This is a genomic window from Glaciibacter superstes DSM 21135, from assembly GCF_000421145.1.
Lineage (GTDB): Bacteria > Actinomycetota > Actinomycetes > Actinomycetales > Microbacteriaceae > Cryobacterium > Cryobacterium superstes.
Map to the genome: position 1 here is coordinate 159467 of NZ_ATWH01000006.1, position 25249 is coordinate 184715.

Genomic DNA, 25249 nt, shown 5'->3' on the forward strand with positions numbered 1-25249 from the left:
CGACCCGGGCTATTTGGACCCCGGGCTATTGGGCTGTGCTATTTGCTCGAGAGTTCTTCGATGGTGTCTTCCGCGTCACCGAGCGCTGCGCGGAGTTCGGCCTCGCGCTGCCGGTAGCCGTCTGAGATGGCTTCGCCGAACTCGCGGGCCTTTGTGTCGAGGTCAGCAAAGAATCGCTGGCCCTCCCTGGTCTTATTCGCTTCGTGCGCAACAACGAACCCGACCGCGACTCCGACTACCAGCCAAAGAAAGTTCTTCATGGGAATTCTCCTGTTCCAGATCCTGCCGGCCGCTGTAACGGAGCGTTGACGGCATCCGTCCAAGCGTAGTGGCTAGCCTCGTGCGCGTTTGGAACCGGATGCCCGGCCACCCGCAGTTCTCGTACCTGATGGCTTTGCGGTGCGGAACGCTGCCCTGACCGCCGCCGAGAACCCGGCGAGTTTGATCAGCGGGCCACCGACAGTCGCCGCGAACAACGCGACGAGCGCAGACACATTGCCGGTGACATCGGCGACATGGCCGGTGATGGTATCGATCCTGGCCAACTGTTTGTTGGTCTCCCGCACCGTCGTCGTCGTCTCTTCCAGCAGCGGGGTGATGTTCTGGCTGGTGTCCTTGATCGCTTCCGTGGTCTGGTCGAAGACGCGGCCCAGTTTCAACAGGGGAATCGCGAGAAGGCCGACCAGCACGGCAAAAACACCCGCGGCGATGAGTCCGGCGATATCTCCACCTGACATAAACAACACCGTCCATTCCATTTTTTGCATGCGTTGCGTGTGCATGCGACTGCTGCGGTGAAAGCAAAGGGCGGACCATCCGATGGATGGCCCGCCCTCAAGCGTAGTTGAACGACTAGCGCGCTGCGTAGTACTCGACGACGAGCTGGACTTCACAGGTCACGGGGACCTCTGCACGCTTCGGGCGACGCACGAGCCGCGCCTGCAGCTTGTCGAGTTCAACCTCGAGGTAAGCAGGAACCTTCGGAAGCACGTCGACGTGACCGCCGGCGGCGGCAACCTGGAACGGCTCCATGCCCTCGCTCTTGGCCTTGACGTGGATGAGCTGGCCCGGCTTCAAGCGGAACGAGGGGCGATCGACCAGTTGGCCGTCAACCAGGATGTGGCGGTGAACGACCATCTGGCGGGCCTGGGCGGTCGTGCGGGCGAAACCGGCACGAACGACCAGCGCGTCAAGGCGGGTCTCAAGGATCTCAACCAGGTTTTCACCGGTCAGGCCCTGGCTGCGACGCGCCTCCTGGAAGGCGATCTTCAACTGAGCTTCGCGAATTCCGTACTGAGCGCGCAGTCGCTGCTTCTCGCGCAGGCGTACAGCGTAGTCGGAGTCAGCCTTGCGCTTGCTTCGGCCGTGCTCGCCCGGAGCATACGGACGCTTCTCCAGGTACTTGGCTGCCTTGGGCGTCAGGGCGATGCCGAGTGCACGGGAGAGACGAGTCTTGCTGCGGGTACGTGACTTGGTAGACACGGTGTCCTTTCGGTGGAACTGAAACAATGGAGGTCCGCGGGCACAATTGTGCGCCGGGGAAAGTCAGAGGGGTGTTGCCGTGGGCCGCCCGGCTACAGGGCGAATCCTCTTCAACCCGGATGTGGACGCAGCCGCACGCCAAACCCGGTTGTAGGCAGCGATCAGACTATCACAGGGTATGGCCTCACGCCTGCCCGTGGATGATGCGTCGCAATTTCACCAGCCTCGCTGAAACCTCGCGTTCGTTGCCGTGCTCGGTCGGCTCGTAGTATCTCGCGGACGTCAACTCGTCTGGCGCATACTGCTGGGCGAGAACGCCGAGCGCATCGTTGTGCGGGTATTGGTAAGCCTTGCCGTGCCCGAGGCGCTTCGCACCGGAATAGTGGGCATCGCGGAGATGCTTGGGGATGCGGCCGATCTTGCCGGCGCGCACGTCGGCGATCGCGGCATCCAGCGCCTTGTATGAGGCATTGGACTTCGGCGCCGTTGCCAGGTGAACAACCGCCTGCGCGAGCGGAATGCGCCCCTCCGGCATCCCGATCAACTGCACAGCGTCTGCAGCGGCGACCGCGATGACGAGAGCCTGCGGATCTGCCATGCCGATGTCTTCAGAGGCCAGCACGATGATTCGTCGTGCGATGAAACGCGGGTCTTCTCCCGCTTCAATCATTCGCGCGAGGTAGTGGAGGGACGCGTCGACATCCGACCCGCGCACCGACTTGATGAACGCGCTGATGACGTCGTAGTGCTCGTCGCCGTTGCGGTCATACCGTAGTAGAGCACGGTCGACGGCAAGCGACACGATCTGGGTGGTGATGACCGGCTTCTCAGCTGAAGTGGATTCTCCGGATGCCGCGGAGACGGATGCCGCCTCCAGCGCGGTCAGGGCGCGGCGTGCATCGCCGGAAGCGAGCCGGATGATCGCGGCCCTCGCATCGGGGTCGAGCACAAAGCGCTCGGCTAGTCCTCGCGGGTCGGTCACCGCACGATCGACGACCACCCCCAGGTCGTCGTCGCTCAACGTCTCCAGAGTGAGGAGCAGGGAACGCGACAGCAGTGGCGAGATCACCGAGAACGACGGGTTCTCGGTGGTGGCGGCGACGAGGATGATCACCCCGTTCTCCACGCCGGGAAGCAGTGCGTCCTGCTGAGCCTTGCTGAACCGGTGAATCTCGTCGAGGAACAGGACGGTCGACAGGCCATACAGGTCGCGGCTGGTCCTGGCCTCCTCCATGACCTGGCGGACATCCCGCACACCGGCATTCACGGCGGACAGCTCGACGAATCGGCGTCCGGAGCTGTGCGCGATGGCCTGTGCCAGCGTGGTCTTGCCAGTGCCGGGCGGACCCCACAGGATCACCGAGACAGAGCCCTGCTCCCCCGACTTGTCGCTGGCGAGGCTGACGATCGGCGAACCTGGCGTCAGCAGATGACGCTGGCCTGCGATCTCATCCAGCGACTTCGGTCGCATCCGCACGGCGAGTGGCGTCGCGCCACTGCGCAGACCGAGTTGAGCATCAACCATCCCCCCAGCGTAGTTTGAACCGCTGACACTCCACTTTCCGCAGTGTTAACCCGCGTGGCAGTTTTGTCCGGCATGAGTGGGTTGCGTAGAGTTCAGACTGGCCCCGGCCAGGGCGGCTCGACATCCCACGCCTGCGCGCCGCTTATGAATACCGCTGCGCGAACACCGCAGTGTGGATACCGCTGCGCGAACACCGCACTGTGTACACCGCAATGGGAATATCCGTGGGGCGATCTGGAGGATCGACGTGGCACCGAACAACAAGCAGGACCGCCAAGCGCGCGAGGCACGTGCCAGGGTACGCGGTTACCAGGCGAGGCGTGCCGTGCATGAGCACCAGCAGAAGCGGCGAATCAGAGACAACGTCCTCGCCGCTGTGGGCCTCGCTGTGGTTCTGGTCGTCGCCGTCGGTGCGCAGCTGTTCTTCTTCAACGGTGGCCCTGGCACGCCGGCACCGACCGCCTCGGCATCCGCCACACCGATGCCGACGGCGACGCCCTCCGCCCCTCCCGGAGCGAACTCTGGTGACGTGCCACCGGTCGACCTGGCCGAGAACCGAACCTGGAACGGCACCCTCACACTGAACGACGTTCCGCTGGAATTCGAACTCGACGGAGCGCTCGCGCCACAGGGAGTCGCCTCGACGGTTGACCTCATCCAGACTGGCTTCTACGACGGAGTCTCCTGCCACCGACTCACCAACGGCGGATTCTCGGTGCTGCAGTGCGGCGATCCAAAGGGCGACGGGTCAGGGGGCCCTGGATACAGTTACGGCCCCGTTGAAAATGCGCCGACCGATGACCTCTACCCCGCCGGCACGATTGCGATGGCCCGCCAGGGTGGCAACGGCTACAGCATGGGCAGCCAGTTCTTCATCGTCTACGACGACACCACCATCAGCTCTGACGACGCCGGCGGATACACCGTTCTCGGCCACATTACGAGCGGACTCGACCAGCTGAAGTCCACGGTCGTCGACGCCGGCATCCAGGGCGGTGGCACAGACGGAAAGCCGGCCGTCCCGACGACGATCACCTCGGTGACAGTTCAGTAATCCTCCGCGCACGGGCTGTGACGATCACAGATATCCCGCTGCGTGCGGTAACAGTTCCATAGCATCGGGCAAGACGCCACGGGCCTTGCAATAGGCTTGTGCCGGTATTGGCCCGCCCGGGACACGACAGAATCAAAGGTGAAGCTCTTGACTACGACAGATCAGCAACCATGGGGTCGCGTCGATGAAACCGGCACGGTGTATGTGCGCGAAGGCGACGGCGAACGTGCCGTCGGGCAGTACCCGGACGCAACCCCCGAGGAGGCGCTGGCGTACTTCGAGCGCAAGTACGTCGAGTTGAACGGCCAGGTCACCCTGCTCGAACAACGCGCGCGCGGAGGTGCTCCCGCCGCGGATATTGCGAAAGCTGTCGCTCACCTCGCCGGCACGATTGCGACGGCCAATGCGGTGGGCAACCTCCCTGCATTGGCCGAACGACTCGGGGCTCTCGGCGGAACCGTGACCGAGCTGACTGAACAGCAGTCGGCGGAAGCGAAGGCGGCCACAGAGGCGGCGGTGGCCGACCGACGCACCATCGTGGAGGAAGCCGAGAAACTCGCGGCCGAAGACCCGGCGAAGACCCAGTGGAAGCAGGCCTCCGCCGCTCTCGACGCCCTCTTCGCCAGGTGGCAGGCCCACCAGCACGAGGCGCCGCGCATCCCCAAGGGGGAGGCGAACGAACTCTGGAAGCGGTTCCGAGCGGCGCGCACCACCATCGAGTCGAATCGCAAGGCGTTCTTCGCCGAACTCGACAGTGCCCACAAAGACGTTCGAAATCGTAAGCAGCAGCTCATCGAACAAGCGGAGGCACTGGCCCCCAATGGACCAGATGGCATTCCTGCCTACCGCGCTCTCCTCGATGAGTGGAAGCTCGCAGGCCGCTCCGGCAAGAAGCAGGACGACGCGATGTGGGCGAAGTTCAAGGCCGCCGGAGATGTCTTGTTCGCCGCGAAGTCCGAGATCGACGCCATCGAGAACGAAGAGTTCACCGGCAACCTGGAGCAAAAGCTCGAGCTCGTCACCGAAGCCGAAGCATTGCTGCCGGAAACCGACCGCACGAAGGCCCGCACGACACTGACCTCCATCCAGCGCCGCTGGGATGAGATCGGAAAGGTTCCTCGCGACCAGGTCAAGGTGATCGAAGATCGTCTGCGCAAAGTTGAGAATGCCGTCCGGAAGCTCGACGATGATCACTGGAAGCGCAATAACCCGGAGACCAAGGCCAGGGCAGACGGCCTCGCCGGCCAGCTCCAGGACGCAATTGTCAAGCTGGAAGCCGAGCTGAAGGAAGCACAGGCGGGAAAGAACGCCTCGGTTATCGCGGAGGCGACCGAGGCCCTCGAAGCACGGAAGGCGTGGCTCAAGGCAATCGGCCAGTAGCAGAACTCGGCTGCATTCCGGTGCGCCGGCATCTCAGCGCACCGCCTATCCACAGGTCCGTCGAGACGTCGTCTGTCCACAGATCGACGGATGCCGCCTGATGCGACCCGTCGACGCAGGCATGCTGGGGTCATGACGTACCGGCTCCCATCCGTGTTGACAACGGCAGACCTCCCGCTCGCCGAGCTGGGAAGCGCGAGGCTCGACGGGGAAGTCTTCTCGCTGGGCGACGGCTGGTGCCCCATCGACGAGATCGAAGGACAGGAGATGCGTGCCAGGGCAGCCGGACTTCTCGTCCCCTCCCGCGCCATCGCAGAATGCCTGACCGCCGCCTGGATCTACGGCGCGTGCCAGGAACCGACACGCCACCAGTTCTTTGTGAGCCCGCACGCACGCGTGGCCGTCCATACCTCAGCGCGGTACCTGCTCAGGGAACTGCGTTGTGCCCCGACCGACCTGCAGAACCTCGGTGGAACGCGGGTGACGACGCCGGTGCGCACTATCGTCGACCTCGCCAGGAACGAGTCCGTGCCCGACGACAGGGCGATTCTCGCGATGGCGACGCTGCTGGCGCGCCGTTGGCCCGGCGTAACCGACGACATCGACGGGAGGACCCAGCAGGGAACTCAGCGCAGCCGGGCGATGGCCCGGGCGCGCCTGTCTGCAGCTATGATCGCGGCTGGCCGGATGCCGTCCCCGAATGGCGAGCCTGGTGCGTCGTGTCGTTAGCCGTCGTGTCGTTAACCGTCGTTGACCCGATAGACGTCGTACACGGCATCGATCCTGCGCACAGCGTTCAACACCCGGTCGAGGTGAGTGGTGTCGCCCATCTCGAACACGAACCTGCTGACGGCGAGACGGTTGCTCGAGGTGGTCACAGTAGCCGAGAGGATATTGACGTGATGCTCGCTTAGCACACGAGTGACATCGGAGAGCAGCCCAGAGCGGTCGAGCGCCTCGATCTGGATCTGCACCAGGAAGAGGCTCTTCGAGGTCGGAGCCCACTCGACCTCAATCATCCGTTCCGGCTCTTTCAGGAGGTCCTGCACATTGTGGCAGGATGCCTGGTGCACGGAGACACCGGAGCCGCGGGTGACGAACCCCACGACCTTGTCGCCGGGCACGGGCGTACAGCAACGGGCGAGCTTGACCAGGATGTCGGGTGCTCCACGTACCAGCACCCCTGAGTCGCTGCCCCGCAGCGTCTGTGTGCGTCCGCGTGGCGCAACCGGCAGATCGGCGCCCTCGCTCTCGTCGACGCTCTGCACAGACGTGACGACCTTCTCCAGCACCGACTGCGTTGAAACGTGGCCCTCGCCGACGGCAGCGTAGAGTGCCGAGACGTCCTCATACTTCATCAACGCCGCCACCTCGGCGAAGGAGTCCTGGTTCATCAGCTTCTGCAGTGGCAGGTTCTGCTTGCGCATTGCCCTGGCTATCGCATCCCTGCCCTGCTCGATCGCCTCGTCACGGCGTTCCTTGGTAAACCATTGGCGAATCTTGTTGCGCGCCCTCGGGCTCTTGACGAAGTTCAGCCAGTCCTGGCTCGGCCCTGAATCTGGGTTCTTGGAGGTGAACACCTCGACGACATCACCGGTGTTCAGCGTGCTTTCCAACGGCACCAGGCGACCGTTGACCTTCGAGCCCATCGTGCGGTGTCCGACCTCGGTGTGCACGGCGTAGGCGAAGTCGACAGGGGTTGCACCGTTCGGCAGGCCGATGACCCGTCCCTTCGGCGTAAAGACGTAGACCTCCTTGGCTCCGATCTCGTAACGAAGCGAGTCGAGGAACTCGCCCGGGTCTGCCGTCTCTGCCTGCCAGTCGGAGATATGAGCCAGCCAGGCCATATCGGTGTCGCTCTGTGGACCGGGGCCTGGGCCGGCGCTCCTGCCGTTGACCTGTTCTTTATATTTCCAGTGGGCGGCGACGCCGAACTCCGCACGCTGGTGCATCTCCTGCGTACGGATCTGGATCTCAACCGGCCGGCCGCTTGGTCCGAGAACCGTGGTGTGAAGCGACTGGTAAAGGTTGAACTTCGGTGTCGCGATGTAGTCCTTGAAGCGGCCGGGCAACGGTGTCCATCTGGCGTGGATGGCACCGAGCACGGCATAACAGTCGCGCACGGAGTTCACCAGGACACGGATCCCGACGAGGTCGTAGATCTCATCGAACTCCCGGCCCCGCACCACCATTTTTTGGTAGATCGAGTAGAACTGCTTCGGTCGCCCCGCGACCTTGCCACGGATCTTCGCCGCCTTGAGATCGTCGTTGATGGAGTCGATCACCTGCTGAACGAACTCCTCGCGTTGCGGTGTTCGTTGTTTGACCAGGCTCTCGATCTCGGCGTACAGCTTGGGATACAGCACGGCGAATGAGAGGTCTTCGAGTTCCCACTTGATGGTTTGGATTCCCAGGCGATGCGCAAGCGGTGCATAGATCTCGAGGGTCTCTGTTGCCTTTCGAGCGGCAGATTCGGCCGGTACGAATCCCCAGGTTCGCGCGTTGTGCAGACGGTCCGCGAGCTTGATGATCAGTACCCGGATGTCCTTGGACATGGCAACGATCATCTTGCGGACGGTCTCGGCCTGGGTACTGTCTCCGTACTTGACCTTGTCGAGCTTGGTGACGCCGTCGACGAGCATCGCGATCTCATCACCGAAATCGGTACGCACCTCGTCGAGCGTGTACTCGGTGTCTTCGACGGTGTCGTGCAACAGCGCTGCCGCCACCGTCTTCGGCCCGATACCGAGATCGGCAAGGATCTGGGCGACGGCGACGGGGTGGGTGATGTACGGCTCGCCACTTCGGCGTTTCTGGCCATCGTGGGCGCGTTCGGCTGCGGTGTACGCACGCTCGATCACCGACAGGTCCACCTTGGGATGGTGCACGCGCACGGTCTTGATCAGCGTGTCGACCGCCCCGGCCGGCTGCGCGCGGGAGAAGATGCGGGGAACGAGGCGGCGCAGTGACGCAGCGGAGGGCGTTGTCGTCTCCGTCATGGCCTCACCTCATTTCCGCGGTACGTCGCCGATGGTGTTCGCGCTCGCTCCCACCACTAGCCAATTATCGCCCGTTCAGGCAGCAACATCCCCACCAGCGAGTTTCCAGGCATCCATTCCGCCGTCGACGTTGACTGTCGTGTACCCCGCACCAAGCAGTGCATCGGTCACCAGGCGCGAGCGTTGGCCGGTATGACAGATCACAGCGATGGTTCCCTTGGAAGGAAGCTCGTCCTGCCGCGCCTGGAGTTCGCCCATGGGAATATGGTGCGCGCTGCCGGCGTGGCCCGCGTTCCACTCCCAGCCTTCGCGCACGTCAAGCAGCCAAACGCTGCCGTCGCCGACGAGACGCACTGCATCCGGAGCTTCCAGGGCGCTGGTCACGCCGTGACTTCCGCGGCCTCAGCGTCGGCAGAGTCGGCGGCTTTTGTTTTGGCCGCCTGCGCGCGGAGGTCGTGCTTACGAATGGCCGGCTCGCCCTCACGGAAGTGGGCGTAGAGCGGCGCACCGATGTAGATGGTCGAGTAGGTGCCGACCAGGATTCCGATCAGGAGCGCCACGGAGATGTCTCTCAGCGTGTCTGCACCGAACGCGAATGCGCCGATGAAGAGGATCGACGCCACCGGGAGAGCTGCGACGATACCGGTGTTGATCGAGCGCACCAGGGTCTGGTTCACCGCCAGGTTCACGGACTCCCCGAAGGTTCGACGCGTGCTGCTCGCATCCTCCGCCGTGTTCTCCCTGATCTTGTCGAACACCACCACCGTGTCGTACAACGAATACCCGAGGATTGTCAGGAAGCCGATCATCGCCGCCGGAGTGATTTCGAACCCGATCAGGGCATACACCCCTGCCGTGATGATGAGGTCGTGCAGGAGCGAGACGAGTGCCGCAACTGACATCTTCCAAGTGCGGAAGTACAGCGCCATCAGCACGGCCGCGATCAACAGGAACGCGACCAGGCCCTGGATAGCCTGTCTGGTGACATCAGCGCCCCATGTTGCACCGATGAACGAGGTGGCGACCTCGGTCTCCGGAACATCGTAGGTAGTGGCCAATTCCTTCGTCAGCGCCCTGGTTTGGTCGTCGGTCAGCTGGTCGGTCTGAACGCGGACGCCACTGTCGCCGACAGTCGTTACCCTGGCCACTGCCTCCGGCACGATGTCTGCGACCGCATCGATTGCCGGCTGCTGGGTCGGCTGTTCAGCGATGCTGGAGATCTGGAACTGCGACCCGCCACGGAACTCGATACCGAAGTTGAAGCCGCCCTTGACGATTGGAATGAGGATCGAGACGATGATCATCACCGAAGCGATCACATACCAGATGCGGCGCTTGCCGATGAAGTCGAACGACCGCTCTCCGGTGTAGAGGTGGTTACCGAAGTTGGTGAAACCGGCGGCCATCAGGAATCCTTCCCGTCGTTCTTGGTACTCGGCCCGGCAGCGCTGCTCGCGAGCTCGGCCTTGCGTTCCGCGATCGTCTTCCGTTTTGCCGCTTCCCTGGCGCTGGACGCCGCCTTGCCTGCCGGCAGGCTGACGGGCTTGCGGAACTCAGCGCGACCGCGATAGACGGCACCGAGCGCGTTGGGGTCAAGTCCTGACAACGGATGCCCGCTGCTGAAGAATCTGGTCTGCGCAAGCAACTGCAGCATCGGGTGGGTGAAGATGATCACGACGAGCACGTCGATGACCGTCGTGACCCCGAGTGTGAACGCGAAGCCCTTCACGTTTCCGACCGCGAGAATATACAGCACAACCGCTGCAAGCAGGTTGGTGCCCTTGGCCGCGTATACCGTTCGAAGCGCCCGTTTCCAGCCCGCCTCCACCGCGGATTCGAGTCCGCGCCCGTCGCGTAACTCATCCCGCACACGTTCGAAGTAAATGATGAAGGAGTCTGCCGTGAACCCGATAGCCACGATCAGTCCGGCCACACCGGCCAGGGAGAGCCGGTAGCCCTCCCGCCACGACATGATGGCGATCACGAGGTAGGTGAGCACAGCGGCGACGACCAGCGAGGCCAGCGTCACCATACCGAGCAGACGGTACTGGAACAGGGTATAGATGCCGACCAGGATGAGACCGATGATTCCGGCGATGATTCCGCTCTGCAACTGGGAAGAACCCAACGTGGCCGAGATCGTGTCTGAGCTCTGCACGGTGAAGCTGAGCGGCAGCGCGCCGAACTTCAGCTGGTCGGCGAGAACTTTCGAGGTGTCCTGCGTGAAGCTTCCGGTGATCTGCGGCTTTCCGTCCGTGATCACGGCCAGCGTGCGCGGAGCGGAGATGACGCTGCCGTCGAGGACGATGGCGAACTGGTTCTGCGCACCCTGCAATCCGGCAAGTCGTGTGGTGACCTCGGCGAAGGCCTTGGTGCCCGTACCGTCGAAGACGATGTTGACGGCCCATTCACCGGTGGTTGCGCCGGTCTGAGTCTGAACCTGGCCATTGGTGGCATCTGCAATGTTCTCGCCGCTGACCTCCACCGGTCCGAGGATGTACTTGATCGAACCATCCACCTCGCAGGTGACGAGCGGTTCGTCAGCGGGCGCGACCACCGTGCTGTCGACGTTTGCGCAGTCGAATGCGTCGTACTCTGCCTGGAGCGCCGGAGTGATCTGGTTCATGTCACTCGCATCAGTCGGGCTGACAGACGGCGTGGTCGCCAGGCCGGGGTCCGGTGTCGGAGCAGGGGTTGCCGTTCCGTCTTCTCCCACACTCTGTGCTGACGGCTGGGCGGCAACGAGCACCGGACGGAACTCCAGCTTCGCGCTTGCTTCGATACGGTTGCGGGTCTCCTCGTCGACCTCTCCTGGAATGGAGACGACGATGTTCTGCCCGCCCTGGGTGTTGATCTCGGCTTCAGAGACGCCGGAGGCGTCGACACGCTGACGGATGATCGAGACGGCCTGGTCGAGCTGTTCGCCCGAGATCGATTGCCCACCCGACGTCTCGGCCGCGAGAATGATCTGGGTTCCACCCTCGAGGTCGAGCGCGAGCTTCGGTGCCCACGAGCCGCCCCCGGTCAGTACACCGGTGAGGTTCAGGCCGATCAGGCCGACGATCAACACACCCAACCAGGTCAGGGAACGCCAGGCTTTTTTGGCCGGGGTCGACTTTGCCACCAGGAACTCAGCTTTCTCTGCTCGCGCCCGCGCCTAGCGGCGCGAGCACGGATGTGGATTGGTTACGCGTCACCTTTGCGGGGCTCGTCGTCTGGCGACTCACCCAGCTCGTTTGCGGTGCGCTCGCCGAATTCGGGCTCACCGGCATCGAGGTTGTCGCCATCGGCATCGCCGACGGCAACCGGCTCGTCGACGACGGGGTCCACAACACGTGCGATGGTCTGACGGTGGAGCGTGATGAAGGTGCCAGGGGCGATCTCGAGAACGGCCTTGTTGTTCTCCTCATCGATCGACACAATCGTGCCGTACAGACCGAAGTTGGTCATTACATCGGCGCCGGCGACAATCGTGGACTGCAGTTCTTCCTGGTCCCTCTTGCGCTTGCGTCCGTTGCGGAACATGAAAAAAACGAGCAGCGCCAGCACGGCGAGCATAATAAGAGTCAGCGGATCAAATGGCATAAAGCTGTGGAACCTTCCGATTGCGGCGCGTCATTCGCAGCAGTTGACAGTGCTGATCGTTGCGAACCAGCTTGAATTATAGGTCATCCAGGGTGAGCCCGGCCTGTGGATTGGCGAGCCCGAAGTGCCGCCACGCCTCAGGAGTGGCTACGCGTCCTCGCGGAGTGCGCGTGAGGAAGCCTATCCGTACCAGGAAGGGTTCAACGACCGATTCGATGGTCTCGGCCTCTTCGCCCACGGAAACTGCCAGGGTATTCAGCCCTACCGGACCGCCCCCGAAGCGAGTGAGGATGATCTGCATGACCTCGCGATCGAGGCGATCGAGTCCGATCTCGTCGACGTCGTAGAGGGTGAGGGCAGCGTGGACAGCAGCCAAATCCGCGTCTCCCCCGTTCACCAGGGCGTAGTCACGCACCCGTCGAAGCAGCCGGTTCGCGATGCGAGGGGTTCCCCTGCAACGCCCCGCGATCTCCGCCAGCGCTTCACGATCCACCCGAAGCCGGAGAAGAGCAGCGGCCCGGGCAAGTACCCGCTCGAGTTCGTGCTCGGCGTAGAACTCGAGATTCGCTGTAAATCCGAATCGGTCGCGCAGCGGATTCGGAAGCATCCCGGATCTGGTCGTCGCACCGACAAGCGTGAACGGAGCCAGGTCGAGGGGAACGGATGTCGCGCCTGCCCCCTTCCCAACCATGATGTCGATTCGGAAGTCTTCCATGGCGAGATAGAGCATCTCCTCCGCCGACCTGGCCATCCGGTGGATCTCGTCGATGAAGAGCACTTCACCGGGAACGAGAGACGAGAGGACAGCCGCCAGATCACCGGCATGCTGGATTGCCGGCCCGCTTGACATGCGCAATGGTCGGTCGTCTTCGTGCGCGATGATCATCGCGAGTGTGGTCTTACCGAGCCCGGGAGGACCGGCGAGCAGGATGTGGTCGGGGGTTCGTTGCTGCATCGATGCTGCAGTGAGGAGGAGTTGGAGTTGACCTCGCACCTTCTCCTGCCCGACGAACTCTGCCAGGCTCTGTGGGCGCAACGCGCCTTCGAATGCGAGCTCGGCTTCGCCCGTGGCGGCCGGATTGGTCAATTCGACCGACGGGTCGGCGCTAGATTCGGTGCCAGGTTCGGTGCCAGGATCGCTGCTCGTGAATCGATCCTGGCTCATGAGCGGTTCCCGGCGGTCTGGTGCTGCGCAGGTCCGAGCCTGGCAAGGGCGAGGCGGAGCACGGCAGACACGGCCAGCTCAGCGGCATCCGGGGTCTCAGCAATGGTTTCGTCGACGACCTGCGCCGCCACCTTCTCCGACCAACCCAGTCCGATGAGCGCCGCCTGCACGCTGCCAGCGGTACTGGCCGCGGGTGATGCGGCCTTCTGGGAGACGAACGCCTGCCCGGTGAATGCGCCAAGTTTTCCGGCCAGGGAGACGACGATGAGTTTGGCCGTCTTCGGACCGATCCCGCTGACCTTGCGGAACACGCCGTCGTCTTCCGCCGAGACCGCCTGCGCGATCTGGCTGGGGGTGAGAACGGCAAGAACGCCGAGGCCCGACTTGGGTCCGACGCCGGTGACACCGGTGAGCAGCTCGAACACGGCCAGTTCTTCCGGCGTCGGGAATCCGAACAGAGTGAGCGAATCCTCGCGCACAACGAGTGTTGTGGTCAGTCGGGTCTCTTCACCGACCCGCACCGAGAGCGCGGTGGACGGGGTGACCTGGAGCGCGAGTCCGACTCCCCCGACCTCGATGACGACCGTCGTGCCGAGGGCAGAGAGGACGGTGCCGCGTACTGAAGAGATCACCGCTTAAGACTACGGGGCGCCACTGACGAACCGGCGCTGCGCTCCGCGGCGCGCCATGCCTTCTGGGCCGGCGTGAGGCCTCCGCCGTTGTCTGGACCGATGGTCGGCAGCGTTCCTCCGGATGCCCCGGTGCGCCAGGCGTGGCAGATCGCCAGCGCCAGCGCGTCGGCGGCGTCGGCGGGTTTCGGCACCTCTGCCAGACCGAGGATGCGCGCCACCATGGTGCCGACCTGCTTCTTATCAGCCGAACCATAGCCTGTGATGGCCGCTTTGACCTCACTGGGGGTGTGCAGTGTGACCGGCAGACCACGCTGGGCGGCAAGCAGGAGGGCAACTCCACTGATCTGGGCGGTCCCCATAACGGTGCGCAGGTTGTGCTGCGCGAAGACGCGCTCGATGGCGACAAATGACGGCTGGTGCTCGTCGAGAAGGCGCTCGATACCCCGGCTGATGGCCAACAGTCGCAGTTCGAGCGGGAGACCGGGGTCTGTGCGCAATACGGTGACGTCAACGAGGCTCGCGCTCCGATTACCGGCAACGTCGACGATGCCGACACCGCAGCGCGTAAGCCCGGGATCGATGCCGAGTACCCGGACCGACATGCCGGCTACTCTGAGTCGGCTTCGAGCTCCGCCTGCACCTCAGGCGAGAGGTCGTAATTGCTGTAGATGTTCTGCACATCGTCGAGATCTTCGAGGGCGTCGATCAGCCGGAACACCTTGCGCGCCGTCTCAGCATCCACTTCGACCTTCAGCGACGGCACGAATGCGATGTCGGCGGAATCGTAGTCGATGCCGGCTTCCTGCAGCGCGGTACGCGTCGGCACGAGGTCACTCGCTTCGGTGAAGACCTCGAAGGTCTCTCCCTCGTCGACGACTTCCTCCGCACCGGCATCCATCACGGCCAGGAGAACGTCGTCTTCTGTCACGGCATCGGTGTGCGGAACGACGACGATGCCTTTGCGATGGAAGTTGTAGGCAACGCTGCCGGGGTCTGCCAGGGTTCCGCCGCTGCGGGTCATCGCGGTTCGCACCTCGGCAGCCGCACGGTTCTTGTTGTCGGTGAGGCACTCGATCATCATGGCGACGCCGTGCGCGGCATACCCCTCATACACGATCGTCGTGTATTCGATGGATTCACCGGACAGGCCGGCTCCGCGTTTGACAGCGCGGTCGATGTTGTCGTTCGGAACAGAAGTCTTCTTGGCCTTCTGGATCGCGTCGACGAGTGTGGGGTTGCCCGACAGGTCGGCGCCGCCCATTTTTGCGGCGACCTCGATGTTCTTGACGAGTTTGGCGAACGACTTGGCCCGGCGCGAGTCGATGATCGCCTTCTTGTGCTTCGTCGTCGCCCATTTGGAGTGCCCGGACATGTGTCTCCCATGCGTGTTGCCGTCAATCGGCACCAGTGTCGGTGCCCAGCCAGTCTAGAACAGGCCCAGTGCTGGAGCCTCAAGCCGAGGTCAGGCTCTGAAACGCACGTCGGCCACGGTGCGGAGGAAGTACTCGTGGAATCGGTACTCCCCCGTGATCTCCGGATGGAACGACGTGCCGAGCAGGTTGCCCTGCTGGACTGCGACACAGCGTCCGTCTGCTACCGAGGCGAGCGCCGTGGCCGCAGGACCGACCGTCTCCACCACGGGCGCGCGGATGAAGACTGCGTGCACCGGTGTGTCACCGACCGCCGGAATGTCGAGGTCGGCCTCGAACGATGCCGTCTGCGCTCCGAACGCATTGCGTCTGACCGCGATGTCCAGTCCGCCGAGACTCTGCTGCCCGGCGATGCCGTCGAGCACAGTGTCTGCGAGGAGGATCAGTCCTGCGCAGGTGCCGTACACCGGCAGTCCGTCACGGATGGCGTCCTTCAGCGGATCGGCCAGCCCATAGGCGCGCGACAGCTTGTCCATCACGCTGGACTCGCCGCCGGGGATCACCAGGCCGTCGACCCGGTGCAGCTCCTCCGGACGGCGAACGAGTGCGACATCCGCCCCCAGCGTGCGCAGCACGTTGGCATGCTCGCGAAAGTCGCCCTGCAGGGCGAGGACACCGACGGTCACGAACGGGTGGTCACGAACGAATGGTCACCACGAATGGTCACCAACCACGTTCTGACAGGCGGTGCGGTGCTGCGAGGTCAGAGACGTTGATGCCGACCATGGCCTCGCCGAGTCCGCGGGACACGTCGGCGATGACGCTCGGGTCGTCGTAGAACGTGACGGCCTTGACGATGGCGTTGGCGCGCTGCTGCGGGTTGCCGGACTTGAAGATGCCGGAGCCGACGAACACGCCGTCTGCACCGAGCTGCATCATCATTGCGGCATCGGCCGGCGTTGCCACGCCACCCGCGGTGAACAGGACCACGGGGAGCTTGCCGGTCTCGGCGATCTCCACGACGAGTTCATACGGAGCCTGGAGCTCCTTGGCTGCGACGTAGAGTTCGTCTTTGCTCATCGAAGAGAGGGCTGCGATCTCGCCCTTGATCTTTCGGATGTGCTTCGTGGCCTCTGAGACGTCGCCCGTGCCGGCCTCGCCCTTCGAGCGAATCATCGCTGCACCCTCGTTGATGCGGCGGAGGGCTTCGCCAAGGTTGGTCGCACCGCAGACGAACGGAACGGTGAACTCCCACTTGTCGATGTGGTTGACGTAGTCGGCGGGGCTCAGCACCTCTGACTCGTCGATGTAGTCGACGTCGAGCGCCTGGAGAACCTGCGCTTCGACGAAGTGACCGATACGGGCCTTCGCCATCACGGGGATGGAGACCTCGGCGATGATGGCCTCGATCAGGTCTGGGTCACTCATGCGGGCGACTCCGCCCTGTGAACGGATGTCTGCCGGTACGCGCTCAAGTGCCATGACGGCGACGGCGCCGGCGTCTTCTGCGATGCGTGCCTGTTCTGCGGTGACGACGTCCATAATGACGCCGCCCTTCAGCATTTCAGCCAGGCCGCGTTTGACACGGCTGGAGCCGAACTGCTGGGAAGAAGTGGTGTCGGTCATTGTTTGATTCTATTCCTTGCGGCTGGGCGGTAGATGGAGCGGTGCGGTTGATGCAGCTGTGCCGGTCGTGGATGCCGGTGTGCAGGGTGCGGTGGGTGGGATGCGATGGAACAGTTCTGGTCAGACCGGCCAGGCGTCGGCGAGCTCCTGACGAACCTCGCCGAGCAGGCGGGGTATCGCCTTGGTCTTGGCGATGATCGGGAAGAAGTTCGAGTCCAGATTCCAGCGCGGGACGATGTGCTGGTGCAGGTGCTCGGCAATCCCGGCGCCAGCAATCCGCCCCTGGTTCATGCCGAGGTTGAAGCCGTCGCAGCGCGACGTGGCCGAGAGTGTGCGCATCGCGATCTGGGTCAGACTACCGATTTCGGCGACCTCCTCTGGCGTCGCCTCGTCATACATTGCAACGTGGCGGTACGGGCAGACCAGCAGGTGACCGCTGTTGTATGGGAACAGATTCAGCAACACGTACGCGTGTTTTCCGCGAGCGACAATGAGTGCTTTCTCGTCGGTCATGCTGGGCGCAATGCAGAACGGGCAGGCATCAGGATGCGGCTGCTGGCCCTCCTGGATGTAGGCGAGACGGTGCGGTGTCCACAGCCGCTGGAAGGCGTCGGGAACGGCGGCGAACATCTGCGCGTCGTCTCTCTCAACCCCCTCGGAGTCTGGCCCAGAGAACTCATCTTTTCCGTACCCAGTCACGTCAGATCTGACCCGCGGTGGTCACCTGCGTGCGGGATTCGATCGAGGCCAGGATGCGGCTGACGGCATCCGCTACCGGTACGCCATTCTCCTGGGTGCCGTCGCGGAACCGGAAGCTCACGGCGTTGTTCGCCTGATCTTCTTCGCCGACGATCAGTTGGAACGGAACCTTGAGTTTGGTGTGGGTGCGGATCTTCTTCTGCATGCGATCGTCTGAATGGTCGACCTCTGCTCGCACGCCGGCGGCCTTCAGCTTGGCGATGACGTCGTCGAGGTACGGGCCGTATTGTTCAGACACCGGGATGCCGACGACTTGCACTGGAGACAGCCAGACCGGAAAGGCGCCTGCGTAGTGCTCTGTGAGCACTCCGAAGAACCGTTCGATGGAGCCGAACAGGGCGCGGTGGATCATGACCGGGCGCTGGCGGGTGCCGTCTGCTGCCGTGTACTCGAGACCGAAGCGTTCCGGAAGGTTGAAATCGAGCTGCACTGTCGACATCTGCCAGGTGCGGCCGATCGCGTCTTTCGCCTGCACCGAGATCTTGGGGCCGTAGAAGGCCGCGCCGCCCGGGTCGGCGACGAGGTCGAGACCGGATGCCGTGGCGACCTCGGCGAGGGTTGCTGTGGCTTCTTCCCAGACCTCGTCGCTGCCGACGTACTTCTCCGGGTCTTTGGTGGAGAGTTCGAGGTAGAAGTCGGTGAGGCCGTAGTCTCGCAGCAGTTCGAGCACGAAGTTGAGGGTCTTGGTCAGCTCATCCTTCATCAGCTCTTTGCTGGTGAAGATGTGTGCGTCGTCCATGGTGAGTCCGCGCACCCGGGTGAGGCCGTGAACGACACCGGACTTCTCGTTGCGGTACACGGTGCCGAACTCGAACATGCGCAGCGGGAGGTCGCGGTATGAGCGGCCCCTCGAGCGGTAGACGAGGATGTGGAACGGGCAGTTCATCGGTTTGAGGTAGTAGTCAGATCCTTGCCTGGTGATCTCTCCCTCTTCGTTGCGGGCCTCGTCGAGGTGCATCGGCGGGAACATCGCGTCGGCATACCAGCCGAGGTGCCCTGACTCCTCGAACAGGCTCGACTTGGTGATGTGCGGGGTGTAGACGAAGTCGTAGCCCTCCTGCTCGTGCTTGACGCGCGAGTAGTCCTCCATCTCGCGGCGGATGATTCCGCCCTTGGGGTGGAAGACGGCCAGGCCAGAGCCGATCTCGTCGGGGAAGCTGAACAGGTCGAGTTCGGCGCCGAGCTTGCGGTGGTCGCGCTTCGCCGCTTCTTCGAGGCGTTCCTGGAAGGCGCGGAGTTCGTCTTTTGTCGGCCAGGCGGTGCCGTAGATGCGCTGCAGCTGAGGGTTCTTCTCCGAGCCGCGCCAGTACGCGGCTGCGAGGCGAGTCAGCGAGTATCCGTTGCCGATCATGCGGGTGTTCGGCAGGTGCGGGCCCCGGCAGAGGTCTTTCCAGACGGTCTCCCCGGTCTTCGGGTCGACGTTGTCGTAGATTGTGAGTTCGGCACCGCCGACTTCGACGGATTCGCCGGATTCGCCCTCTGCCGCCCCGCCCTTCAGCCCGATGAGTTCAAGCTTGTATGGCTCGTTTGCCAGTTCTGAGCGCGCTTCATCATCGGTCACGACGCGGCGCACGAAACGCTGGCCGGAACGGATGATGCGGTCCATTGCCTTCTGCAAAGCTTTGAGATCTTCTGGCGTGAAGGGTTCTTCGACGTCGAAGTCGTAGTAGAAGCCATCGGTGATGGGCGGGCCGATGCCGAGCTTCGCTTCGGGGTTGACCGATTGCACCGCCTGCGCGAGAACATGAGCGGCGGAATGGCGGAGGATGTTCAGTCCGTCTGGGGAGTCGATGGTGACCGGTTCGACGGCATCCGTCGTGGTCACGGTCGTCGCGAGATCCTTGAGCTCGCCGTTGACGCGCATTGCGACAACGGACCGGTCGGTGAATAGCTCAAAGCCGTCAGCCACGTGTGTATCTCCCTATTTATGCGTACCCGACAACTTTAGCGGCAGTGCACGGGCCTCCCACCCGCTGCCACGAGTCAGCCCCCAGAGATTCGATCTCCGGGGGTTGAGCAACGTGTGAGACAGGAGGCTCGGCGTTAGCCGCGTTGACTCCCCGGGATGGGTTAGGGTGCCGGGATAGGCTCGGGTGCCGTCTGAGGACTGCCTGCCGGGGCGCATGTCGTCGGAGCATCGACGCCGGCGAAGCGGTCAGCGAACCACGACATGAACTCGCCCGAAGCGTCCTTCGGGATCGTCTGGTGGGTGGCATCGGCGTAGAGGCTGTACTGCACCGGCTCACCGAATCCGCACACCCGCTCAATGTACTGAGTTGTGGCGTTCGGGTTCACCACCGTGTCAGCGGTGCCCTGCATGACCAGGATCGGCGCGACTGGCGCTGTGTAGCCCGCAGTGTTCTCATCGAGCCTCTTCTGCCAGTCAGCCGGGGTGGCCGGCTGCATAAGCGTCTCGTAGGGCTCAGGAACGTTCGAGTTTATGACATACGCGAGGTGGTTGACGCACTGGTTGGCTGCACCCACGAGAGCCTTCTCGCCCTCTGGTGTCACCATCCCTGAGGCTTCCAACTCAGGGTAGGCCGCCATGAGGCCGTTGACCACGTTGAGCTCGAGCGCGACTCCGTGCGCCTGGGAAGTGGCGTTGGCCGGACCGGGCTCTACCTGACGGGCGAACTGCGGGCCATTATTTGCCGCTGGCGCAAGCCCTGCTGCACCGACGAGGTTGAGCGGTGCACCGTAGTCGGTGTTCTCTGCCATCCATACCGCGGCTCCGCCCCCCTGCGACCAACCGAGCGCAGCCATGTCGTTGCCGGCGTGGGTTTCGTCGATCTGCTGGGCTGCCTTCACTGAGTCCCAGACGCTGTTCGTCTCGGAGTCCATCACGGTGTACTGGTGCACTCCCGGGGTTCCAAGGCCCTGGTAGTCAGTTGCCACTACGACGTAGCCGGCGTCGAGCATCTCGCCCAGGGAGGGCACGCCGGGATCCTGCTGAAGCATGCTGTCGTAGTCGAAGTAGTCGATCAGTTCCGTCGCCGGCTCGGCGACAAGTGAGGGCGCGCAGTTGCGGCCGCCGCCCTCGGTGCCGTGGGCCCAAGCGATTACCTCACGGTCACCGTCGGGGCCATCGCCTTCGCCTTCGGGGGCCACGACGAACCCAGAAACCGCGACCGGGGTGCCATCGCCCAGCTCCGAGAGATACAGGATGCGCCACGCACGCGACCCTTCGGGGGCCGTCACTTCTTCTGAGCTGATGAGGTCGCCGTGCTCTCCTTCTGGGAGCGGCGACGGGGGCTCGTAGAAGACGGGGATGGCGTATTGGCCGTCTACTGTTGCTGGTGTCCCCGGCTCTGACCCTGCTGGAGTGTTCTCAGCCGAGCAGCCAGTGAGAAGCAGTACTGCGCCCATCCCGAATGCGGCGAAGATCGCTCCTCGCCTCTGTGAAACTCTCATTACGTGCACCTTTCCGGGTGGCTTGTCTCGTTTAGACCGCTTCGCCACTGTGTAATGATGGCAGGCTCTCGAGACAGTCACGCACCTCCCAAGGGGCAGGGTTGACAGTAGACCACTTTGCTATTGCACGAATAGTGCACGGGTACGTCTGAAACGAAGAAAACCCCCGGGTTCACCGGGGGTTTCTGGTGGGCGATACCGGGATCGAACCGATGACCTCTTCCGTGTCAGGGAAGCGCGCTACCGCTGCGCCAATCGCCCATATCTCGGCAAATTCTAACCGGGAATGGAGGTGGATACGGGATTCGAACCCGTGTATACGGCTTTGCAGGCCGCTGCCTCGCCTCTCGGCCAATCCACCGTGTTGGGTTCACCACCAAATGAAGAGAACCGCACCTCTCGGTACGATTCCATTCGAGCGGATGACGAGATTCGAACTCGCGACCCTCACCTTGGCAAGGTGATGCGCTACCACTGCGCCACATCCGCACTGCCCGCATTTCTGCGTGCTAGGAGACTCTATACGATAATCCTTGCGATATTCAAACCGAGTTACAACGCGGCGATTCGGCCGCGTCGATGTGCAGTGACCCCCTCGCCTGCACTAGTATCGTGAGTCGCAGTGAGGTCATTTCTTCACCGCAACAAGGGGCGATTGGCGCAGTTGGTAGCGCGCTTCCTTCACACGGAAGAGGTCATCGGTTCGAGTCCGGTATCGCCCACCACAACACCACCATCACAGCGGTCTGGTCCCGACGACAACCGTCGCGTCGTACTCCTCGGAACTCGCGACCCGCGCGCTCATCCCACTCGCCTCGAATATGCGCGCGGTCGCCGACGCCTGGCTCTCGCTGGCCTCCACCAGCAGGTGCCCGCCTGGCGCCAGCCACTGCAGCGCCTCCCCCGCAACCCGCCTCTGCACGTCCAAGCCGTCTACGCCCCCGTCAAGCGTCACCCGCGGCTCATAAAGGCGTGCCTCCGGCGGCATCAGTTCAATCGCTTCAGTGGGCACATAGGGCGTGTTGGCAAGCAGGATGCCGACACGCCCGCGCAGCGACGCGGGCAGGGGCTCGAAAAGATCGCCTTCATACACCCGTCCTCCGGCTTCGGCGAGATTCAAACGCGCACACGCGACCGCTGCCGACTCGATGTCTGCCGCGTAAAGCTCGATACCGTCTACCGCCGCGAACAGAGCCGCACCGAGCGCGCCGGAGCCGCAACACAGGTCGAGCACAACCTCCCCAACATGCGCGATCGCCGCAGCCTCATGAACGAGGAACTCGGTGCGCCGCCTCGGCACGAAAACGTCGGTGTCGACGATGATCCGCAATCCGCAGAACTCCGCCCAGCCGAGGATGTGCTCGAGCGGCAGCCCGGCTACGCGGCGACTCACCATGGACGCGAGTTCGTCCTGGGATGTTGCTGCGGAGAGAAGCAGCGCGGCTTCCTCTTCGGCGAAGACACACCCGGCGGCCCGCAGTGTGCCGATTGTGGCAGAGAGGGCCCTTGCGTCTGCAAATCCTGTCATTCGGATGCCTTCAATCGTCGAGAAGTTGCGCGACGGCGTGCCGACCGACATCCGCCATCGTCGGATTGTCGTCGGAGTGGGCAGCGAAGGCTGTAGCCAGCACGAGCGCCCACCCCTTCGACCGTGTGCGCAATGCCGCATCATCACGGTACGCCGAAGGAAGGTCTGCTTCGAATACCGCCCGATCCTCGGCGTTGAACGCGAGCCACGCGACCGCAAGATCGGTCGCCGGATCACCCGCTGTCAGATCGCCAAAATCGATCACTCCGCTGAGATGGCTGCCCGAAACCAGAAGATTCGCAGGATGCAGGTCGCCGTGCAACCACGTCGGAGCTCCTTTCCACACCTCGGCACGAACCAGCTCATGTCACAGCCGCAGGAGCTCACCGGAGCGTGGGATCGGCCCGGTGCCGAGCCGCTCCTCAACGTCCACCGCGCGATCCGCAAGCGGCACACCTCGAAACGGATTGTGCGGAGCGGCGTTCGGAGCCGGCGTATGTAGTTGCGTGATAAATTCCGCCACTTCCGCTGCCACGGCCGCGCGCCCGTATACAGGCGCTTCGGTCAGGCTCACCCCCTCGGTCCAAGGGATCACCGACCATGACCAGGGATAGCCTGATCCCGGCGTGCCAGCGTAAATCGGCGCCGGAATCGGCAGTCGAACCCGCGCGGCAAATTCCGGCAGCCAGCGCTGCTCATTCACCGCGAGCTCTGCACTGGCTTCCCTGCGTGGAAGTCGAACGGCGAGATCTTCGCCCAGTCGGTACACAACATTGTCCCAGCCCGACACCGGCGAATGCACGGCCATCCCGGCTAGTGCAGGTACCTGGGCGCCCAACAGGGCAGTCACCAGATCAGCGTCGAGGTCAACCTCCGACGCGGGCATGTTCGCCATCCGCTGCCTACCGCCAGCCGTAGCGCGCCCGAAGTGCACTGGCAACGTGGTCATATCGTGCGGCGTCCAGCGAAGCCGCTTCCCTCCGCATCCCGTCTGCGAAGACACGGAACACGCGATCGATGTTCGCCCAGCTCCTTCTGCCTTCGGCGTCCCACGAGCCTGTGCCGAGATCGACGTACCCGCGTTCGCCGTCATGTTCCTTGCTGGTGAGCTGCACGGCGAGGAGGCAGCCGGACTTCTCCCTCGCCACCAAGATCACCGGGCGGTCCTTCCCCCGGCCGTCGCGCTCTTCGTATGGCACCCAGGTCCAGACGACCTCGCCAGGGTCTGGGTCGCCGTCGACGTTCGGCGCGTACCCAAGTCGCACACTGCCGATGCTCGATGCGTCAACTTCAACCGTCGCGCTCGGCCCGAAGCGACCGGCATCCGTTTCGCTGTGAGCATCGGCTTTGCTACGAACGGATGCCGGGCGAACGACGCCTGGAACGCTCGCCCGTCGAGATGCCGGGCTGAAGACATTGCGAAGGGCGGTGAGGATGCGCGACGTGGTTGACACATCGGCACACTACCCCACCGCCCTCGCACGCAGCGCCGGAATCAGGCGTCAGACCCGATCGAGCGCGTAGCCCTCTTCACCGTGCAGCACGGTGTCGATACCGGCCACCTCGTCTTCGTTCTTGATGCGGAAACCGATCGTCTTCTCGATCGCGAAGCCGAGCAGCAGCGCGACCCCGAATGAGTACACGAGTACTGCGAACGCCGCTATCGCCTGCACCGCCAGCTGTCCGAGATCGCCACCCGTGAAGAGACCGGTGTCGATCGCAAAGAATCCGAGATAGAGCGTTCCGATCAAGCCGCCCACGAGGTGGATGCCGACCACATCGAGGGAGTCATCGAAACCGAACTTGAACTTCAGCTCGATGGCCAGGGCACAGACCGCACCGGCCACCACACCGAGCAGAAGCGCCCAGCCTGGCTCGAGGCTGGCACACGCCGGCGTAATCGCCACCAGGCCGGCAACGGCTCCGGATGCCGCACCGACCGACGTCGCCTTGCCGTCTTTGAACTTTTCAACGATCATCCAGCCCAGGATGGCCGCTGCAGTCGCCCCGAGGGTGTTGACCACGATGAGTCCGACGTTCTCCAGGCCGTTCAACCACTCGGCGCCGGCGTTGAATCCAAACCAGCCGAACCAGAGCACCGCCGCACCGATCAGAACGAGTGGAACGTTGTGCGGCTTGGTGATGCCCTTCTGGAAGCCGACCCGCTTGCCGAGCACCAAGGCCAGCGCGAGGGCGGCAGCACCGGCATTGATGTGCACTGCAGTACCGCCTGCGTAGTCGATTGCATTCGGCAGGCCGAGGGTCTCCCCCAGGCTCATGATCCAGCCGCCACCCCAGACCCACGCCGCGACGGGGAAATAGACCAGGGTCGCCCAGACGCCGGCGAAGATCATCCACGAACCGAACTTGGCCCGGTCGGCGACTGCACCGGAGATCAGGGCGACGGTGATGATCGCGAACGTCGCGCCATACGTGGCGCCGAGCAGGTCGGTGTTCGCGGTCTCTCCGGTTGCCAGCGCACCGAGCCCGAAGTCTGCGAACGGGTTGCCGGCGAACTGCCATGGACTTTCGACAGCGCTCATGCTGAAGCCGTAGAGAATCCAGAGCACGCCGATCAACCCCAACGCTCCGAAGCTCATCATCATCATGCTGACGACGCTCTTGGCCTTCACCAAGCCGCCGTAGAAGAATGCGACACCTGGGGTCATGAACAGCACCAGTGCGGTTGCTGTGATGACCCAGGAAATGCTGCCTGTGTCCATGGGTTGTCCT

Annotated in this window: 24 protein-coding genes, 4 tRNA genes and 1 pseudogene; 4 read left to right on the top strand and 25 right to left on the bottom strand. The window is 63.6% G+C overall.

Annotation, left to right across the window (positions count from 1 at the left end):
• Window positions 1-38: 38 nt before the first annotated feature.
• The 4 genes from K323_RS0110010 to K323_RS0110025 form a co-directional block, all read right to left on the bottom strand.
• Window positions 39-260, bottom strand: coding sequence for a hypothetical protein (locus K323_RS0110010; RefSeq protein WP_022885151.1), 222 nt, complete (start codon window positions 258-260; stop codon window positions 39-41).
• Between the two features lie 72 nt (window positions 261-332).
• Window positions 333-737, bottom strand: coding sequence for a DUF948 domain-containing protein (locus K323_RS0110015; RefSeq protein ID WP_022885152.1), 405 nt, complete (start codon window positions 735-737; stop codon window positions 333-335).
• 115 nt (window positions 738-852) lie between these two features.
• Window positions 853-1482 carry a 30S ribosomal protein S4 gene (rpsD, locus tag K323_RS0110020; protein ID WP_022885153.1) on the bottom strand — a complete coding sequence of 210 codons (630 nt, stop codon included), beginning with the start codon at window positions 1480-1482 and terminating at the stop codon, window positions 853-855.
• A 184-nt stretch (window positions 1483-1666) separates the two neighbouring features.
• Window positions 1667-3007 carry a replication-associated recombination protein A gene (locus K323_RS0110025; RefSeq protein WP_022885154.1) on the bottom strand — a complete coding sequence of 447 codons (1341 nt, stop codon included), beginning with the start codon at window positions 3005-3007 and terminating at the stop codon, window positions 1667-1669.
• A gap of 247 nt (window positions 3008-3254) precedes the next feature.
• Between K323_RS0110025 and K323_RS0110030 the strand changes: the two genes are divergently transcribed.
• From K323_RS0110030 to K323_RS25305, 3 genes are all read left to right on the top strand, one after another.
• Window positions 3255-4061, top strand: a complete 807-nt coding sequence (locus K323_RS0110030) for a peptidylprolyl isomerase (RefSeq protein WP_022885155.1) — start codon at window positions 3255-3257, stop codon at window positions 4059-4061.
• A 147-nt stretch (window positions 4062-4208) separates the two neighbouring features.
• Entirely contained in the window at window positions 4209-5441 is a 1233-nt protein-coding gene (locus tag K323_RS0110035; protein ID WP_026851498.1) for a DUF349 domain-containing protein, read from the top strand.
• A 132-nt stretch (window positions 5442-5573) separates the two neighbouring features.
• A complete protein-coding gene (locus tag K323_RS25305) occupies window positions 5574-6170 on the top strand; it encodes a type IV toxin-antitoxin system AbiEi family antitoxin (protein ID WP_022885157.1) in 597 nt (198 codons plus the stop codon).
• 11 nt (window positions 6171-6181) lie between these two features.
• Here the strand turns inward: K323_RS25305 and K323_RS0110045 are convergent, their stop codons facing one another.
• From K323_RS0110045 to K323_RS0110125, 17 genes are all read right to left on the bottom strand, one after another.
• The gene (locus K323_RS0110045) at window positions 6182-8440 is read right to left on the bottom strand and encodes a RelA/SpoT family protein (protein ID WP_022885158.1); all 2259 of its coding nucleotides are present in this window, start codon (window positions 8438-8440) and stop codon (window positions 6182-6184) included.
• 75 nt (window positions 8441-8515) lie between these two features.
• A complete protein-coding gene (locus K323_RS0110050; RefSeq protein ID WP_022885159.1) occupies window positions 8516-8824 on the bottom strand; it encodes a rhodanese-like domain-containing protein in 309 nt (102 codons plus the stop codon).
• Window positions 8821-9846, bottom strand: a complete 1026-nt coding sequence (secF, locus tag K323_RS0110055; RefSeq protein ID WP_022885160.1) for a protein translocase subunit SecF — start codon at window positions 9844-9846, stop codon at window positions 8821-8823. The genes K323_RS0110050 and secF overlap by 4 nt, the downstream gene beginning before the upstream one ends.
• Entirely contained in the window at window positions 9846-11564 is a 1719-nt protein-coding gene (secD, locus tag K323_RS0110060) for a protein translocase subunit SecD (protein WP_022885161.1), read from the bottom strand. Before secD ends, secF begins: the two co-directional genes overlap by 1 nt.
• 62 nt (window positions 11565-11626) lie before the next feature.
• Window positions 11627-12025 carry a preprotein translocase subunit YajC gene (gene yajC, locus K323_RS0110065; RefSeq protein ID WP_022885162.1) on the bottom strand — a complete coding sequence of 133 codons (399 nt, stop codon included), beginning with the start codon at window positions 12023-12025 and terminating at the stop codon, window positions 11627-11629.
• A gap of 76 nt (window positions 12026-12101) precedes the next feature.
• A complete protein-coding gene (gene ruvB / locus K323_RS0110070) occupies window positions 12102-13190 on the bottom strand; it encodes a Holliday junction branch migration DNA helicase RuvB (protein WP_022885163.1) in 1089 nt (362 codons plus the stop codon).
• Window positions 13187-13822, bottom strand: a complete 636-nt coding sequence (gene ruvA, locus K323_RS0110075; protein WP_022885164.1) for a Holliday junction branch migration protein RuvA — start codon at window positions 13820-13822, stop codon at window positions 13187-13189. Before ruvA ends, ruvB begins: the two co-directional genes overlap by 4 nt.
• Window positions 13819-14424 carry a crossover junction endodeoxyribonuclease RuvC gene (ruvC, locus tag K323_RS0110080; protein WP_022885165.1) on the bottom strand — a complete coding sequence of 202 codons (606 nt, stop codon included), beginning with the start codon at window positions 14422-14424 and terminating at the stop codon, window positions 13819-13821. Before ruvC ends, ruvA begins: the two co-directional genes overlap by 4 nt.
• A 5-nt stretch (window positions 14425-14429) precedes the next feature.
• Window positions 14430-15194, bottom strand: a complete 765-nt coding sequence (locus K323_RS0110085) for a YebC/PmpR family DNA-binding transcriptional regulator (RefSeq protein ID WP_022885166.1) — start codon at window positions 15192-15194, stop codon at window positions 14430-14432.
• 90 nt (window positions 15195-15284) lie between these two features.
• Window positions 15285-15878, bottom strand: coding sequence for a pyridoxal 5'-phosphate synthase glutaminase subunit PdxT (gene pdxT / locus K323_RS0110090; protein ID WP_022885167.1), 594 nt, complete (start codon window positions 15876-15878; stop codon window positions 15285-15287).
• Window positions 15879-15915: 37 nt separating this feature from the next.
• Complete coding sequence (pdxS, locus tag K323_RS0110095; protein ID WP_022885168.1) at window positions 15916-16818, bottom strand: pyridoxal 5'-phosphate synthase lyase subunit PdxS; 903 nt, start codon at window positions 16816-16818, stop codon at window positions 15916-15918.
• Between the two features lie 120 nt (window positions 16819-16938).
• Entirely contained in the window at window positions 16939-17448 is a 510-nt protein-coding gene (locus tag K323_RS0110100; RefSeq protein WP_022885169.1) for an HIT family protein, read from the bottom strand.
• Between the two features lie 70 nt (window positions 17449-17518).
• On the bottom strand, window positions 17519-19486 hold the full coding sequence (gene thrS, locus K323_RS0110105; protein WP_022885170.1) for a threonine--tRNA ligase: 1968 nt from the start codon (window positions 19484-19486) through the stop codon (window positions 17519-17521).
• Window positions 19487-19647: 161 nt separating this feature from the next.
• A complete protein-coding gene (locus K323_RS25310; RefSeq protein ID WP_022885171.1) occupies window positions 19648-20988 on the bottom strand; it encodes a lipase family protein in 1341 nt (446 codons plus the stop codon).
• 186 nt (window positions 20989-21174) lie between these two features.
• Window positions 21175-21249: transfer RNA gene (locus K323_RS0110115), tRNA-Val, on the bottom strand.
• Between the two features lie 26 nt (window positions 21250-21275).
• Window positions 21276-21349, bottom strand: a tRNA-Cys gene (locus K323_RS0110120).
• Between the two features lie 56 nt (window positions 21350-21405).
• Window positions 21406-21477, bottom strand: a tRNA-Gly gene (locus tag K323_RS0110125).
• A gap of 160 nt (window positions 21478-21637) precedes the next feature.
• Here K323_RS0110125 and K323_RS0110130 point away from each other — a divergent pair.
• Window positions 21638-21713: transfer RNA gene (locus tag K323_RS0110130), tRNA-Val, on the top strand.
• Between the two features lie 11 nt (window positions 21714-21724).
• On the opposite strand, the gene K323_RS0110135 is transcribed toward K323_RS0110130, so the two are convergent.
• The 4 genes and pseudogenes from K323_RS0110135 to K323_RS0110150 all read right to left on the bottom strand — a co-directional run bounded on the left by K323_RS0110135 (window position 21725) and on the right by K323_RS0110150 (window position 25239).
• Window positions 21725-22516, bottom strand: a complete 792-nt coding sequence (locus tag K323_RS0110135) for a putative protein N(5)-glutamine methyltransferase (protein ID WP_033372846.1) — start codon at window positions 22514-22516, stop codon at window positions 21725-21727.
• Window positions 22517-22526: 10 nt separating this feature from the next.
• Window positions 22527-23465 (bottom strand): annotated as a pseudogene (locus K323_RS30440) (aminoglycoside phosphotransferase family protein).
• Window positions 23419-23970, bottom strand: coding sequence for a type II toxin-antitoxin system PemK/MazF family toxin (locus tag K323_RS0110145; RefSeq protein WP_022885173.1), 552 nt, complete (start codon window positions 23968-23970; stop codon window positions 23419-23421). The pseudogene K323_RS30440 and the gene K323_RS0110145 overlap by 47 nt, the downstream one beginning before the upstream one ends.
• 48 nt (window positions 23971-24018) lie before the next feature.
• Window positions 24019-25239 (bottom strand): ammonium transporter, encoded by a 1221-nt coding sequence (locus tag K323_RS0110150; RefSeq protein WP_022885174.1) that lies wholly within the window; start codon window positions 25237-25239, stop codon window positions 24019-24021.
• Between the last annotated feature and the right edge of the window lie 10 nt (window positions 25240-25249).